Origin of the sequence: Gilliamella sp. CG25 (genome assembly GCF_046635705.1) — a bacterium.
In the GTDB taxonomy this organism is placed as follows: domain Bacteria; phylum Pseudomonadota; class Gammaproteobacteria; order Enterobacterales; family Orbaceae; genus Gilliamella; species Gilliamella apicola_I.
In genome coordinates this window covers 124,872-138,937 of sequence record NZ_JBIDFJ010000003.1, presented here as the reverse complement: position 1 = coordinate 138,937, position 14,066 = coordinate 124,872, and the positions used below count along the sequence as shown (strand labels likewise).

Annotated in this window: 28 protein-coding genes; all 28 read left to right on the top strand. The window is 40.0% G+C overall.

Annotated elements, in window-relative coordinates; genetic code table 11:
• The first annotated feature begins 2 nt into the window (after positions 1–2).
• The 28 genes from fdx (at position 3) to ACGH6P_RS03470 (ending at position 14,054) form a co-directional block, all read left to right on the top strand.
• Positions 3–341, top strand: a complete 339-nt coding sequence (fdx, locus tag ACGH6P_RS03605; protein ID WP_065558576.1) for an ISC system 2Fe-2S type ferredoxin — start codon at positions 3–5, stop codon at positions 339–341.
• A 383-nt stretch (positions 342–724) separates the two neighbouring features.
• Complete coding sequence (rpsJ, locus tag ACGH6P_RS03600; RefSeq protein WP_006120582.1) at positions 725–1,036, top strand: 30S ribosomal protein S10; 312 nt, start codon at positions 725–727, stop codon at positions 1,034–1,036.
• Between the two features lie 31 nt (positions 1,037–1,067).
• Entirely contained in the window at positions 1,068–1,694 is a 627-nt protein-coding gene (gene rplC, locus ACGH6P_RS03595; protein ID WP_065558577.1) for a 50S ribosomal protein L3, read from the top strand.
• Positions 1,695–1,710: 16 nt separating this feature from the next.
• Entirely contained in the window at positions 1,711–2,313 is a 603-nt protein-coding gene (gene rplD, locus ACGH6P_RS03590) for a 50S ribosomal protein L4 (protein ID WP_065558578.1), read from the top strand.
• Entirely contained in the window at positions 2,310–2,612 is a 303-nt protein-coding gene (rplW, locus tag ACGH6P_RS03585) for a 50S ribosomal protein L23 (protein ID WP_065558579.1), read from the top strand. Before rplD ends, rplW begins: the two co-directional genes overlap by 4 nt.
• Before the next feature lie 18 nt (positions 2,613–2,630).
• Positions 2,631–3,455: a 50S ribosomal protein L2 gene (gene rplB / locus ACGH6P_RS03580; protein ID WP_065558580.1), complete on the top strand. Its 825-nt coding sequence runs from the start codon at positions 2,631–2,633 to the stop codon at positions 3,453–3,455.
• 19 nt (positions 3,456–3,474) lie between these two features.
• Complete coding sequence (rpsS, locus tag ACGH6P_RS03575; protein WP_065558581.1) at positions 3,475–3,753, top strand: 30S ribosomal protein S19; 279 nt, start codon at positions 3,475–3,477, stop codon at positions 3,751–3,753.
• Positions 3,754–3,766: 13 nt separating this feature from the next.
• Complete coding sequence (rplV, locus tag ACGH6P_RS03570) at positions 3,767–4,099, top strand: 50S ribosomal protein L22 (RefSeq protein ID WP_034884235.1); 333 nt, start codon at positions 3,767–3,769, stop codon at positions 4,097–4,099.
• Positions 4,100–4,113: 14 nt separating this feature from the next.
• A complete protein-coding gene (rpsC, locus tag ACGH6P_RS03565) occupies positions 4,114–4,851 on the top strand; it encodes a 30S ribosomal protein S3 (protein WP_065558582.1) in 738 nt (245 codons plus the stop codon).
• A gap of 12 nt (positions 4,852–4,863) precedes the next feature.
• Positions 4,864–5,274, top strand: a complete 411-nt coding sequence (gene rplP, locus ACGH6P_RS03560; RefSeq protein WP_025314389.1) for a 50S ribosomal protein L16 — start codon at positions 4,864–4,866, stop codon at positions 5,272–5,274.
• Positions 5,275–5,466 carry a 50S ribosomal protein L29 gene (rpmC, locus tag ACGH6P_RS03555; RefSeq protein WP_034902373.1) on the top strand — a complete coding sequence of 64 codons (192 nt, stop codon included), beginning with the start codon at positions 5,275–5,277 and terminating at the stop codon, positions 5,464–5,466.
• A gap of 1 nt (position 5,467) precedes the next feature.
• Positions 5,468–5,728 carry a 30S ribosomal protein S17 gene (gene rpsQ / locus ACGH6P_RS03550; protein ID WP_025314391.1) on the top strand — a complete coding sequence of 87 codons (261 nt, stop codon included), beginning with the start codon at positions 5,468–5,470 and terminating at the stop codon, positions 5,726–5,728.
• 196 nt (positions 5,729–5,924) lie between these two features.
• Positions 5,925–6,296: a 50S ribosomal protein L14 gene (gene rplN / locus ACGH6P_RS03545; protein ID WP_025314392.1), complete on the top strand. Its 372-nt coding sequence runs from the start codon at positions 5,925–5,927 to the stop codon at positions 6,294–6,296.
• A 10-nt stretch (positions 6,297–6,306) separates the two neighbouring features.
• On the top strand, positions 6,307–6,621 hold the full coding sequence (rplX, locus tag ACGH6P_RS03540) for a 50S ribosomal protein L24 (protein WP_065558583.1): 315 nt from the start codon (positions 6,307–6,309) through the stop codon (positions 6,619–6,621).
• A 17-nt stretch (positions 6,622–6,638) separates the two neighbouring features.
• Positions 6,639–7,178, top strand: coding sequence for a 50S ribosomal protein L5 (rplE, locus tag ACGH6P_RS03535; RefSeq protein WP_065558584.1), 540 nt, complete (start codon positions 6,639–6,641; stop codon positions 7,176–7,178).
• An 11-nt stretch (positions 7,179–7,189) separates the two neighbouring features.
• The gene (gene rpsN / locus ACGH6P_RS03530; RefSeq protein WP_025314395.1) at positions 7,190–7,495 is read left to right on the top strand and encodes a 30S ribosomal protein S14; all 306 of its coding nucleotides are present in this window, start codon (positions 7,190–7,192) and stop codon (positions 7,493–7,495) included.
• 17 nt (positions 7,496–7,512) lie between these two features.
• Entirely contained in the window at positions 7,513–7,905 is a 393-nt protein-coding gene (rpsH, locus tag ACGH6P_RS03525; RefSeq protein ID WP_065558585.1) for a 30S ribosomal protein S8, read from the top strand.
• Positions 7,906–7,916: 11 nt separating this feature from the next.
• Positions 7,917–8,450, top strand: a complete 534-nt coding sequence (rplF, locus tag ACGH6P_RS03520; RefSeq protein ID WP_065558586.1) for a 50S ribosomal protein L6 — start codon at positions 7,917–7,919, stop codon at positions 8,448–8,450.
• A 9-nt stretch (positions 8,451–8,459) separates the two neighbouring features.
• On the top strand, positions 8,460–8,813 hold the full coding sequence (rplR, locus tag ACGH6P_RS03515) for a 50S ribosomal protein L18 (protein ID WP_025314398.1): 354 nt from the start codon (positions 8,460–8,462) through the stop codon (positions 8,811–8,813).
• Between the two features lie 14 nt (positions 8,814–8,827).
• Positions 8,828–9,328, top strand: a complete 501-nt coding sequence (rpsE, locus tag ACGH6P_RS03510) for a 30S ribosomal protein S5 (protein ID WP_025314399.1) — start codon at positions 8,828–8,830, stop codon at positions 9,326–9,328.
• Between the two features lie 6 nt (positions 9,329–9,334).
• Entirely contained in the window at positions 9,335–9,514 is a 180-nt protein-coding gene (rpmD, locus tag ACGH6P_RS03505) for a 50S ribosomal protein L30 (RefSeq protein ID WP_267350311.1), read from the top strand.
• 5 nt (positions 9,515–9,519) lie between these two features.
• Positions 9,520–9,954, top strand: coding sequence for a 50S ribosomal protein L15 (gene rplO / locus ACGH6P_RS03500; protein ID WP_065558588.1), 435 nt, complete (start codon positions 9,520–9,522; stop codon positions 9,952–9,954).
• An 8-nt stretch (positions 9,955–9,962) separates the two neighbouring features.
• Positions 9,963–11,303 carry a preprotein translocase subunit SecY gene (gene secY / locus ACGH6P_RS03495; RefSeq protein WP_065558589.1) on the top strand — a complete coding sequence of 447 codons (1,341 nt, stop codon included), beginning with the start codon at positions 9,963–9,965 and terminating at the stop codon, positions 11,301–11,303.
• A 26-nt stretch (positions 11,304–11,329) separates the two neighbouring features.
• A complete protein-coding gene (rpmJ, locus tag ACGH6P_RS03490) occupies positions 11,330–11,443 on the top strand; it encodes a 50S ribosomal protein L36 (RefSeq protein WP_025314403.1) in 114 nt (37 codons plus the stop codon).
• Between the two features lie 170 nt (positions 11,444–11,613).
• Positions 11,614–11,970 (top strand): 30S ribosomal protein S13, encoded by a 357-nt coding sequence (gene rpsM, locus ACGH6P_RS03485; protein WP_065558590.1) that lies wholly within the window; start codon positions 11,614–11,616, stop codon positions 11,968–11,970.
• 15 nt (positions 11,971–11,985) lie between these two features.
• Entirely contained in the window at positions 11,986–12,375 is a 390-nt protein-coding gene (gene rpsK, locus ACGH6P_RS03480) for a 30S ribosomal protein S11 (RefSeq protein WP_034948028.1), read from the top strand.
• A 43-nt stretch (positions 12,376–12,418) separates the two neighbouring features.
• Complete coding sequence (gene rpsD / locus ACGH6P_RS03475; RefSeq protein WP_065558591.1) at positions 12,419–13,039, top strand: 30S ribosomal protein S4; 621 nt, start codon at positions 12,419–12,421, stop codon at positions 13,037–13,039.
• A gap of 25 nt (positions 13,040–13,064) precedes the next feature.
• Positions 13,065–14,054 (top strand): DNA-directed RNA polymerase subunit alpha, encoded by a 990-nt coding sequence (locus ACGH6P_RS03470; RefSeq protein ID WP_065558592.1) that lies wholly within the window; start codon positions 13,065–13,067, stop codon positions 14,052–14,054.
• Positions 14,055–14,066 lie beyond the last annotated feature (12 nt).

Genomic DNA, 14,066 nt, shown 5'->3' with positions numbered 1-14,066 from the left:
TTATGCCAAAAATTACATTTTTACCAAATGCTGAACTTTGCCCTGAAGGGAAAACGGTTGAAGCGCAAGAAGGTGAATCTATTTTAGAAGTCGCTTTACGTAACGATATTGAAATTGAGCATGCTTGTGAAATGTCATGTGCTTGTTCAACTTGCCATTGTATTGTCCGTAAAGGTTTTGACTCACTTGAAGAGAGTGATGAACAAGAAGATGATATGTTAGATAAAGCGTGGGGCGTTGAACCACATAGTCGGCTAAGTTGTCAGGCTCGTGTTGCCGATGAAGATCTTGAAGTTGAAATTCCAAGATATAGTCTTAATCATGCCAAAGAAGATCATTAGCCTTGTCGCCATCACTTCATGGCGACAGATTCCTCATTATCATCATTTTCTTAAGTAATCACTACAACTTGTTTGATTAGCTTGAAATTTAATCAATAAAAAGGGTTTATCATTATTTTTAAGCTGATTAATAAAGCATCTATTATTAATTATTTCTTGCATTAGTTAATAATTTACGTATAATCATCGCCACTTTGTTTGTTGAATTTTTAATAAGCAAATGCGTATGAAGATATAATCCTTATTTAATAATATTGAATTATATCAACAATACTCCCGATCTGGGGGTTACGAAAAGAACGGATTACACTCTCCTGTCAATCGAAACAGGGTAAGAGGAGTAGTCTTTTGTTATAACTTTTAAATAGTGGAGCTCTGGTCTCATGTCGAACCAAAGAATCCGTATCCGGTTAAAAGCGTTTGATCATCGTTTGATTGATCAATCAACTGCTGAAATTGTAGAAACTGCGAAGCGCACTGGTGCGCAAGTTCGTGGTCCTATTCCATTACCGACACGCAAAGAGCGTTTCACCGTATTGATTTCTCCGCACGTTAATAAAGACGCGCGTGATCAATATGAGATTCGTACTCATAAACGTCTAGTTGATATTGTTGAGCCAACTGAAAAAACAGTTGATGCTTTAATGCGCCTAGATCTTGCTGCCGGTGTTGATGTGCAGATCAGTTTAGGTTAATCCTAAGCTGAATGATTGAGAGGTCTAAACAATGATTGGTTTAATCGGTCGTAAAGTAGGAATGACACGAATCTTCACCGAAGAAGGTGTTTCTATTCCTGTCACCGTAGTTGAAGTTCAAAGCAACCGCGTTACTCAAGTTAAAACTTTAGAGAACGATGGTTATCAAGCTATTCAGGTTACTACTGGCAGCAAAAAAGCAAGCCGTGTAAATAAACCTGAAGCAGGTCATTTTGCTAAGGCTGGCGTTGAAGCTGGTCGTGGTCTATGGGAGTTCCGTTTTGAAGAAGGCGAATTTACTGTAGGGCAAAGTATTAACGTTGATATTTTCACAGACGTTAAAAAAGTTGATGTTACTGGAACATCTAAAGGTAAAGGTTTTGCTGGCGTAACTAAACGTTGGAACTTCCGTACTCAAGATGCAACTCATGGTAACTCTTTGGCACACCGTGGTCATGGCTCTATCGGTCAAAACCAAACTCCAGGTAAAGTGTTCAAAGGTCGTAAAATGGCAGGTCACCTAGGTAATGAACGTGTAACTGTTCAAAACTTAGATATTGTACGTGTTGATGCTGAACGTAACCTTTTATTAATTAAAGGTGCAGTTCCAGGCGCAATCAATAGTGACGTAATTGTTAAACCGGCAATCAAGGCTTAACGTCGAGGAGATAGAGATGGAATTAGTAGTAAAAGACGCGAAAGCGCTTTCTGTTTCCGAAACTACCTTCGGACGTGAGTTTAATGAAGCGTTAGTTCACCAAGTAGTTGTTGCTTATGCATCTGCTGCTCGTCAAGGCTCACGCGCACAAAAAACTCGTGCAGAAATCGCTGGTTCAGGCAAAAAACCATGGCGTCAAAAAGGCACAGGTCGTGCTCGTTCAGGTTCTATTAAGAGCCCAATCTGGCGTAGTGGTGGTGTAACATTTGCAGCAAAACCACAAGATCATAGCCAAAAAGTTAACCGTAAAATGTATCGTGGTGCATTAAAGAGTATTTTCTCTGAATTAGTGCGTCAAGAGCGTTTAGTTGTGGTTGAAACATTTACTGTTGAAGCACCTAAGACTAAATTATTAACTCAGAAATTAAATGATATGAATCTTAATGATGTCCTTATCATTACAACTGAAGTTGATGAGAATCTTTTCTTAGCAGCACGTAACTTGCATAAAGTTGATGTGCGTGATGTGGCAGGTATTGATCCAGTTAGTTTGATTGCATTTGACAAAGTGGTTATCACTGTTGATGCCGTTAAACAAGTAGAGGAGATGTTAGCATGATTCGTGAAGAGCGTCTGCTTAAAGTCCTGCGAGCACCACATGTTTCTGAAAAAGCATCTATTTCAATGGAAAAAACAAATACATTAGTATTGAAAGTTGCTAAAGATGCTACTAAGAGAGAGATTAAAGCCGCAGTTGAACAACTATTTGAAGTTAAAGTAGATGACGTTAATACACTTGTTGTTAAAGGCAAAGTAAAACGTCGTGGTCAACAACTTGGTCGCCGTAGCGACTGGAAAAAAGCTTACGTAACTTTAGCAGAAGGTCAAAACTTAGACCTTGCTGGCGTCGCTGAGTAATTCGGAGGAGTAAGAACAATGGCAGTTGTTAAGTGTAAACCTACATCTCCGGGTCGTCGCCACGTTGTTAAAGTGGTTAACCCAGAGTTGCATAAAGGTAAGCCTTATGCACCGTTGCTTGATTCAAAAAGCAAAACTGGTGGTCGCAATAATAATGGTCGTATCACTACCCGTCATATCGGTGGTGGTCATAAACAACATTATCGTATTGTTGACTTTAAGCGTAACAAAGATGGTATTCCAGCAGTTGTTGAACGTTTGGAATATGATCCAAACCGTAGTGCAAATATTGCATTGGTTTTATATAAAGACGGTGAACGTCGTTATATTTTAGCGCCTAAAGGCTTAAAAGCAGGTGATCAGATCCAATCTGGTGTTGATGCATCGATTAAAACAGGTAACTGTTTACCAATGCGCAATATTCCAGTCGGTTCTACCGTGCATAACATTGAAATGAAACCAGGTAAAGGCGGACAACTTGCTCGCTCAGCTGGTAGCTATGTTCAAATCGTTGCGCGTGATGGTGCATATGTAACATTACGTCTACGTTCAGGTGAAATGCGTAAAGTATTATCTGATTGTCGTGCCACTATTGGTGAAGTCGGTAATTCAGAACATATGCTTCGCGTACTAGGTAAAGCGGGTGCAACGCGTTGGCGTGGTGTTCGTCCTACTGTTCGTGGTACAGCAATGAACCCGGTAGACCATCCACATGGTGGTGGTGAAGGTCGTAACTTTGGTAAACATCCTGTGTCTCCATGGGGTCAAAAAGCCAAAGGATTGAAAACGCGTAGCAACAAACGTACTGATAAGTATATTGTTCGCCGTCGCAATAAGAAATAATTAATATAGAGGATTAGCTATGCCACGTTCTCTCAAGAAGGGTCCTTTTATTGACCTACACTTGCTGAAGAAGGTAGAGAAAGCGGTGGAAAGCGGGGACAAGAAACCAATTCGTACTTGGTCCCGTCGTTCAACGATCTTTCCTAACATGATCGGTTTGACCATCGCTGTCCATAATGGTCGTCAGCACGTTCCAGTTTATGTTACCGACGAAATGGTTGGTCATAAATTGGGTGAATTCGCGCCGACTCGTACTTATCGCGGTCACGCTGCGGATAAGAAAGCTAAGAAGAAATAAGTAGGAGAAAGAGATGGAAACAATTGCAAAGTACCGCCACGCTCGTTCTTCTGCACAAAAAGTTCGCTTAGTTGCAGATCTTGTTCGCGGTAAAAAAGTGTCTCAGGCACTTGATATTTTAACGTACACCAATAAAAAAGCGGCTGTACTTGTTAAAAAAGTATTAGAGTCTGCTATTGCTAATGCAGAGCATAACGATGGTGCTGATATTGATGATCTAAAAGTTGCGAAAATTTTCGTAGACGAAGGCCCAACCATGAAGCGTATTATGCCTCGTGCGAAAGGTCGTGCAGATCGAATTTTGAAGCGTACGAGTCACATCACCGTGATCGTCTCAGATCGCTAGGCTGGAGAATAGCAATGGGTCAAAAAGTAAATCCAAATGGTATCCGATTAGGCATTGTCAAGCCTTGGACATCTACATGGTATTCGGGTACAAAGACATTCGCTGATAATTTAGAAAGTGATTTTAGAGTGCGTGAATTCTTAAATAAAGAATTAGCACAAGCGTCAATCTCTAAAATTGTAATCGACCGTTCAGCAGAAACTAACGTTCGCATTACTATTCACACTGCTCGTCCAGGTATCGTGATTGGTAAAAAAGGTGAGGACGTTGAAAAATTACGTAATGCCGTAGCTTCTATTGTCAATAAGTATAAAGACAAAAGAGAAAAACGTGATGTTGCAGTACAAATTAATATTGCTGAAGTTCGTAAACCTGAACTTGATGCAAAATTAGTTGCTGACAGCATTACTTCTCAGTTAGAACGCCGTGTTATGTTCCGTCGTGCAATGAAACGTGCGGTACAAAACGCAATGAAAGCGGGTGCTAAAGGTATCAAAGTTGAAGTAAGTGGTCGTTTAGGCGGCGCTGAAATTGCTCGCTCAGAGTGGTATCGTGAAGGTCGTGTACCTCTACATACACTACGAGCTGACATCGACTACGGAGTGTCTGAAGCATTAACTACCTATGGTATTATTGGTGTTAAAGTGTGGATCTTCAAAGGTGAGATCCTTGGTGGTATGGCTGCCGTTGAACAAGCAGAAAAACAACCTGCTGCTCAACCGAAAAAGCAGCGCAAAGGCCGAAAACAATAAGGAGCGTCGCTGATGTTACAACCAAAGCGTACAAAATTCCGTAAAGTGCACAAGGGCCGCAATCGTGGTCTAGCTGTGAGTACTGACGTAAGTTTCGGTACATTCGGTCTTAAGGCTGTGGGTCGTGGTCGTTTGACTGCGCGCCAGATCGAAGCAGCACGTCGTGCAATGACTCGTGCAGTTAAGCGTCAAGGTAAAATCTGGATTCGAGTTTTCCCTGATAAACCAATTACTGAAAAACCACTTGAAGTGCGTATGGGTAAAGGTAAGGGTAACGTTGAATACTGGGTTGCTCAGATTCAACCAGGTAAAGTCCTTTATGAAATGGACGGAGTACCGGAAGAAGTTGCTCGTGAAGCATTTGCGTTGGCAGCTGCAAAACTGCCAATTAAAACCACCTTTGTGATTAAGACGGTGATGTAAATGAAAGCAAAAGAGCTACGCGAAAAAAGCGTTGAAGAGTTAAATACTGAACTTCTTAATTTATTACGTGAGCAATTTAACTTACGTATGCAATTAGCTGGAGGTCAGTTGACACAGACTCATATGTTAAAACAAGTGCGTCGTAATATTGCACGAGTTAAAACGTTATTAACTGAAAAGGCGGGTGCGTAATATGACTACTGAAGTAAAAATTCGTACTCAGCAAGGTCGTGTTATTAGCGACAAAATGGATAAATCTATTACTGTAGCTATTGAACGTAAAGTGAAGCATCCGTTATATGGTAAGTTCATTAAACGTACGACTAAATTGCATGTACATGATGAAAACAACGAGTGTGGTATTGGTGATACTGTAGAAATTAAAGAGTGTCGTCCATTATCAAAAACCAAATCTTGGACTCTTGTTCGAATCGTAGAAAAAGCAGTTAGTTAATCTAATCGATTAAAAACTGTACATAATATAATAAACGGCTAAATGCAGCCGTTTATTTTATGCTATCCATTTTATTTGAGTGGTGTTATACTATGCGCCCTCACATATGTGGGTTTTTGGTTGTCTATTCTTATCCATGGTAGTTGAGGTGGATGAAGGTAGATTAGACAATAATTTATTTATACGGAGCATTAAAATGATCCAAGAACAGACTAGGCTAGATGTTGCCGATAACTCTGGCGCACGTAGTGTAATGTGTATCAAGGTTCTCGGTGGATCGCACCGTCGTTATGCAGCGGTTGGTGATATCATCAAGGTTACCATTAAAGAAGCAATTCCACGTGGTAAAGTAAAAAAAGGTGATGTACTTAAAGCTGTTGTCGTGCGCACTAGAAAAGGTGTTCGTCGTCCTGATGGATCTGTCATTCGTTTCGATCGCAATGCTTGTGTTATTTTAAACAATAACAGTGAGCAACCGATTGGTACGCGTATTTTTGGACCGGTCACTCGTGAACTTCGTTCTGAGAAGTTTATGAAGATCATTTCATTAGCACCAGAAGTACTGTAAGGAGCGGGTAATGGCAGCGAAAATCCGTCGAGAAGATGAAGTTATCGTGTTAACCGGTAAAGATAAAGGTAAACGCGGTAAAGTAAAAAGTGTTTTGTCTACAGGCAAAGTGATTGTTGAAGGTATTAATTTGGTGAAAAAACACCAAAAACCAGTACCTGCATTAAATCAAGAAGGTGGAATTGTTGAAAAAGAAGCAGCTATTAATGTTTCTAATGTGGCAATTTTTAACCCAGCTACAGGCAAAGCAGATCGCGTAGGCTTTAGAATTGAAAATGGTAAAAAAGTCCGTTTTTATAAGTCTACTAATGAATTAATTAATTAAGTAATTTGGAGTGTACGATGGCGAAACTGCATGATTACTACAAAGCACAGGTAGTAAATAAACTGCAAGAACAGTTTGGCTACAAATCTGTCATGCAAGTCCCTCGGATCGAAAAGATCACCTTGAATATGGGTGTGGGTGAAGCAATTACTGATAAGAAATTATTAGATAATGCGGTTGCAGATTTAGCAGCAATCAGTGGTCAAAAACCACTTGTCACAAAAGCACGCAAATCAGTTGCTGGTTTTAAAATCCGTCAAGGGTATCCTATTGGTTGTAAAGTCACTTTACGTGGCGAACGTATGTGGGAATTTTTTGAACGTCTAGTTTATATTGCGCTTCCTCGTACTCGAGATTTCCGCGGTTTAAGCGCAAAATCTTTCGATGGTCGTGGTAACTATAGCATGGGTGTTCGTGAACAAATCGTTTTCCCTGAAATCGATTATGATAAAGTTGATCGTGTTCGTGGTTTAGATATTACTATCACAACAAGTGCACAATCAGATGAAGAAGGCCGAGCTTTATTATCTGCCTTTAACTTCCCATTTCGTAAGTAAGGTAGGGCATAATGGCTAAACAATCAATGATTGAACGCGATAAGAAACGCGTAAAGCTAGCAGAAAAATATTTTGCAAAGCGTCAAGAATTAAAAGCGATTATCTCTGATCTTAATGCATCAGATGAAGATCGTTGGAATGCAGTGCTTAAATTGCAAACGCTTCCTCGTGATTCTAGTCCATCACGTCAACGTCGTCGTTGTCGTCAAACAGGTCGTCCTCATGGCGTCCTTCGTAAGTTTGGTTTAAGCCGTATTAAGGTTCGTGAATCAGCCATGCGTGGTGAGATTCCTGGTCTTAAAAAGGCAAGTTGGTAATCAGGGGAGTGTTATAGATGAGCATGCAAGATCCTATAGCAGATATGTTGACCCGTATTCGTAACGGTCAAGCTGCGAATAAAGTTGCAGTCACCATGCCTTCCTCTAAGCTAAAAGTGGCAATTGCCAATGTGCTAAAAGAAGAAGGTTACATCGGAGACTATAAAGTTGTTGGTGACACTAAGCCAGAATTGGAAATTTCATTAAAATATTTCCAAGGTAAGGCTGTAGTAGAAAGTATTAAACGTGTTAGCCGTCCAGGTTTACGTATTTATAAACGTAAAGACGAATTGCCAAAAGTTATGGCTGGATTAGGTATCGCAGTTGTTTCTACTTCTAAAGGTGTTATGACTGATCGAGCAGCACGCCAAGCAGGTCTTGGTGGTGAAATTATCTGCTACGTAGCGTAAGGGAGAAAAAAATGTCTCGTGTTGCAAAAGCACCTGTCGTTGTTCCTGCTGGCGTAGAGGTAAAACTCAATGGTCAGGTAATTACGATTAAAGGTAAAAATGGCGAGTTAACTCGTACAATTAATAATGCTGTTGTTATTAATCAAGAAGAAGGTCAAATTAAATTTGCTCCTCGTGACGGCTTTGCGAATGCTTGGGCTCAAGCTGGTACTGCACGTGCGTTGATTAATGCAATGGTTATTGGTGTTACTGAAGGTTTTACTAAAAAACTTCAGCTAGTTGGTGTCGGTTATCGTGCACAAGTTAAAGGTAATGCTATTGGTCTATCTCTTGGATATTCACATCCAATTGAGCATCAATTACCTGCTGGTGTGACCGCAGAATGTCCATCACAAACTGAAATCATACTGAAAAGTGCTGATAAGCAGTTAATTGGACAAGTGGCAGCAGATATCCGTGCTTATCGTCGTCCTGAACCTTATAAAGGTAAAGGTGTTCGTTACGCAGATGAAGTTGTGCGTACTAAAGAAGCTAAGAAAAAGTAAGGTAACACTATGGATAAGAAATCAGCTCGTATCCGTCGTGCAACTAAAGCGCGTCGCAAGATGCATGAACTACTTGCAACTCGCTTAGTGGTTCACCGTACTCCGCGTCATATTTATGCGCAGATTATCGCACCAAACGGATCAGAAGTACTGGCAGCTGCTTCTACATTAGAAAAAGCTATCAGTGAAAGTTTAAAATACACCGGAAACAAAGATGCAGCAGCTGCAGTTGGTAAAGCAATCGCAGAGCGCGCATTAGCGAAAGATATCAAAGAAGTTTCTTTTGATCGTTCGGGTTTCCAATATCATGGTCGAGTTCAGGCGCTAGCAGATGCTGCTCGCGAAGCTGGCCTACAGTTCTAAGGTAGGAGTTAAAGATGTCAAACATCGAAAAACAAGCTGGTGAACTGCAGGAAAAACTAATCGCAGTTAACCGAGTTTCTAAAACCGTAAAAGGTGGTCGTATTTTTAGTTTTTCTGCACTAACAGTTGTTGGTGACGGTAATGGCCGCGTAGGTTTTGGATATGGTAAAGCACGTGAAGTGCCAGCAGCAATCCAAAAAGCAATGGAAAAAGCACGTCGTAATATGATTAATGTTGCTTTAAATAACGATACTTTACAGCATCCTGTTAAAGGTGCTCATACAGGTTCTCGTGTTTATATGCAACCAGCATCAGAAGGTACTGGTATTATCGCCGGTGGTGCAATGCGTGCTGTATTAGAAGTTGCTGGTGTTCGTAACGTTCTAGCTAAAGCATATGGTTCAACAAACCCAATTAATGTGGTTCGTGCAACGATTGATGGCTTAGAAAATATGAAATCACCAGAAATGGTTGCTGCTAAGCGTGGTAAAACCGTCGAAGAAATTTTGGGGTAATTAACCATGGCAAAGACAATTAAAATTACACAAACTCGTAGTTCTATTGGACGCATACCGAAGCATAAAGCAACGTTAGTCGGACTTGGATTACGTCATATTGGTCATACTGTTGAGCGCGAGGATACTCCTGCTATTCGTGGTATGGTAAACCAAGTTTATTACATGGTCAAAGTTGAGGAGTAATAGTAATGCGTTTAAATACTTTATCTCCTGCTGAAGGTTCAAAGCATGCACCAAAACGTCTAGGCCGAGGTATCGGTTCTGGATTAGGTAAAACAGGTACCCGTGGTATCAAAGGTCAAAAATCACGTTCAGGTGGCGGCGTTCGTCGTGGCTTTGAAGGTGGTCAAATGCCTTTATATCGTCGATTACCAAAATTTGGTTTTACTTCTCGTAAAGCTCTAGTTACAGCACAAGTTCGCCTTTCAGATTTAATGAAAGTTGAAGGTGATGTTGTTGACCTAAATAGCTTAAAAGTTGCAAATGTGATTAATTCACAAATCGAATACGCAAAAATCATGTTATCTGGTGAAGTTACAAAACCAGTAACAGTTCGTGGTATTCGTGTAACGAAAGGTGCTAAAGCTGCAATTGAAGCTGCTGGCGGAAAAATTGAGGAATAATTAGAAAGATGGCAAAGCAACCAGGATTAGATTTTCAAAGTGCCCGTGGTGGTGGGGGTGAACTTAAGAAGCGTTTACTATTTGTGCTTTTAGCACTGATTGTTTTTCGTTTAGGTTCTTATATTCCAGTTCCTGGCATTGATACTAAAGCGTTATCGGACATACTTTCACAAGCATCATCTAATGGTATTGTGGATATGTTCAATATGTTCTCTGGTGGTGCTTTAAGCCGTGCTTCAATTTTTGCATTAGGGATAATGCCTTATATTTCTGCATCGATTATTGTGCAGTTATTAACGGCCATTAACCCTAAATTGGCAGAATTGAAGAAAGAAGGTGAATCAGGTCGTAAGAAAATTAGCCAGTACACTCGTTATGGCACATTGGCTTTAGCTATTGTACAAGCAGTTGGTATTGCGACTGGTTTACCAAATATTCCTGGTTATGAGCGTGTTGTGACTAATCCAGGATTTTCTTTCTATTTCATTGCATCGGTTAGTTTAGTTACTGGCACTATGTTTCTTATGTGGCTTGGTGAGCAGATCACGGAACGTGGAGTAGGTAATGGTATTTCAATCATTATTTTCTCTGGAATTGTGGCGGGTCTTCCTCATGCAATATATGAAACAATTGAACAAGCTCGTTCTGGTGAATTGAATCCGATTCTATTATTAGTTGTCGCAGCTTTAGTGATAGGTGTGACTTATTTTGTTGTTTTTGTTGAGCGTGGTCAACGTCGAATCGTAGTTAACTATGCCCAACGTCAACAAGGGCGTCGCGTTTATGCAGCGCAAACATCACATTTACCATTAAAAATTAATATGGCTGGCGTTATTCCAGCGATATTTGCCTCAACAATTATTATGTTACCATCTATGATGGCATCTTGGTTTCAAGGAAATGGTGAAGGCTGGAGATATGTATTTGTACTTATTGGTCAATATTTCTCTCATGACCAACCGTTATACATAATCTTTTTTGCGGCAGCGATAATCTTCTTTTGTTTCTTCTATACAGCGTTGGTTTTCAACCCTAGAGAGACAGCAGATCAGCTTAAAAAATCTGGTGCATTTATTCCAGGTATCCGCCCAGGTGAGCAAACATCTAAATATATTGACAAAGTAATGACACGTTTAACATTAATAGGCGCAATCTACATTACTTTTGTATGTTTGGTACCAATGTTTATGACAAGTGCAATGAAGGTTCCAGTTCAATTTGGTGGAACATCTTTATTAATTGTGGTTGTTGTAATCATGGATTTTATGGCACAAGTACAGACTTTAATGATGCCAAATCGTTATGAGTCAGTGTTAAAGAAAGCGAACCTTAAAGGCTACGGCCGATAAGTTAGCCAGAAGTTACGGAGAAAAAAATGAAAGTTCGTGCTTCAGTCAAGAAATTATGCAGAAATTGTAAAATCATTAAACGCAATGGCATCGTTCGTGTTATTTGTGTTGAAGGTAAACATAAGCAACGTCAAGGTTAATTTATTTAGCCTAAAAGTTGGACTTTTGCATATTTTACTTGCCAAAGTATAGTAAAGCTGGCTAGAATAGCCAGCCTAAATTTTATTTGCAGACTTACTGTTTGAGTATCCTGAAAACGGGCTTTTCAGTATGGTGAGTTTGTTAAACATTAACAATAAAGGAGTGCATAGTGGCCCGTATAGCAGGCATTAACATTCCTGATCAGCAACATGCTGTAATTGCGTTACAAGCAATTTATGGTATCGGTAATACTCGCGCTAAGACAATTTGTGCTGAAGCAGGTATTCCTGAACATGTTAAGATCAGAGAACTATCTGAAGATCAGATTGAGAAGTTACGTGAACAAGTCGCTAAATTTACTGTTGAAGGTGATTTACGTCGTGAAGTAACTATGAGTATCAAGCGTTTATTAGACCTTGGTTGTTATCGTGGCATCCGTCATCGTCGTGGACTTCCAGTTCGTGGTCAACGCACTAAGACTAACGCTCGTACCCGCAAGGGACCGCGTAAGCCAATCAAGAAATAATTGAGGTGATAATAAATGGCAAAGACACCTGTTCGTACACGTAAACGTGTAAAAAAACAAGTTTCTGATGGTGTAGCTCATATTCATGCATCATTTAACAATACAATCGTAACTATTACCGATCGTCAAGGTAATGCGTTGGGTTGGGCAACCGCTGGTGGTTCTGGTTTCCGTGGCTCTCGTAAGTCCACTCCGTTTGCTGCTCAAGTAGCTGCTGAACGTTGTGCAGAAGCCGTAAAAGATTACGGAATTAAGAATCTGGAAGTTATGGTAAAAGGACCTGGTCCTGGTCGTGAGTCAACAATTCGTGCATTAAATGCAGCGGGTTATCGCATCACTAATATTACTGATGTTACTCCGATTCCTCATAACGGTTGTCGTCCACCAAAGAAACGTCGTGTTTAATGTTTATTAAACATTGAATGTTTAGGATTATTGGAGAAATAAAATGGCAAGATATTTGGGACCAAAGCTCAAATTAAGTCGTCGTGAAGGTACTGATTTATTCCTTAAATCTGGTGTTCGAGCGGTTGACAGTAAATGTAAGTTAGAACAAGCTCCTGGACAACATGGTGCGCGTAAACCGCGTTTATCAGATTATGGTGTTCAGTTACGCGAAAAACAAAAAGTTAGACGTATTTATGGAATTTTAGAACGTCAATTCCGTAATTACTACAAAAATGCAGCACGTATTAAAGGTAATACAGGTGAAAACCTATTAGGTCTTTTAGAACGTCGCTTAGATAACGTTGTTTATCGTATGGGATTTGGTGCAACTCGCGCTGAAGCTCGTCAATTAGTTAGTCATAAAGCTGTTCTTGTTAATGGTCATGTTGTGAACATTGCATCTTATCAAGTTTCGCCTGAAGATGTGATCAGCGTTCGCGAAAAATCAAAAAAACAAGCACGTATTAAAGCTGCTTTAGAGTTAGCTGAGCAACGTGAAAAACCTACATGGTTAGAAGTTGATGCTAGCAAAATGGAAGGTGTATTTAAACGCTTACCAGAACGTTCAGATTTATCTGCTGACATCAACGAACATTTGATCGTCGAACTTTACTCTAAGTAAAGTTTAGCACTTAAGAGAGGACATAATGCAGGGTTCTGTAACAGAGTTTTTAAAACCTCACCTAGTTGATGTTGTTCAATACACTCAAACTCATGCGAAAGTGACTTTAGAGCCACTTGAGCGTGGTTTTGGTCATACTTTAGGTAATGCACTACGCCGCATTTTATTATCATCAATGCCTGGATATGCAGTAACCGAAGTTGAAATTGACGGTGTTCTGCATGAGTACAGTACTAAAGAAGGCGTTCAAGAAGATGTACTTGATATTTTGCTTAATTTGAAAAAATTAGCAGTACGTGTACATACCAAAGATGATGTTATGCTGACTTTAAACAAATCAGGCATTGGTGCGGTAACTGCATCTGATATCACTCATGATGGTGATGTTGAAATTGTTAATCCTGATTTAGTGATTTGTCATCTTACTGATGCAAATGCTTCAATTAGTATGCGTATTCGTGTACAACGAGGACGTGGTTATGTCCCTGCTTCTGCTCGCGTTAAGTCAGAAGATGAAGAGCGACCAATTGGTCGTTTATTAGTTGATGCATGTTATAGTCCTGTCGAGCGTATCGCTTATTCTGTCGATGCAGCTCGTGTGGAACAACGCACCGATTTAGATAAACTGGTTATTGATATGGAAACTAATGGTACTATCGATCCAGAAGAAGCTATTCGTCGTGCGTCAACTATTTTGGCTGAACAACTTGAAGCTTTCGTTGATTTACGTGATGTACGTCAACCTGAAGTTAAAGAAGATAAACCGGAATTTGATCCGATTCTTCTACGTCCAGTAGATGATCTCGAATTAACTGTTCGGTCTGCTAATTGCTTAAAAGCAGAAGCAGTTCATTATATTGGTGATTTAGTACAACGTACAGAAGTTGAGCTACTTAAAACCCCTAATCTTGGTAAGAAATCACTTACTGAAATTAAGGATGTGCTCGCATCTCGTGGTTTGTCTTTAGGCATGCGTCTTGAGAACTGGCCACCAGCAAGTATTGTTGAAGACTAAAATAAAATTTAT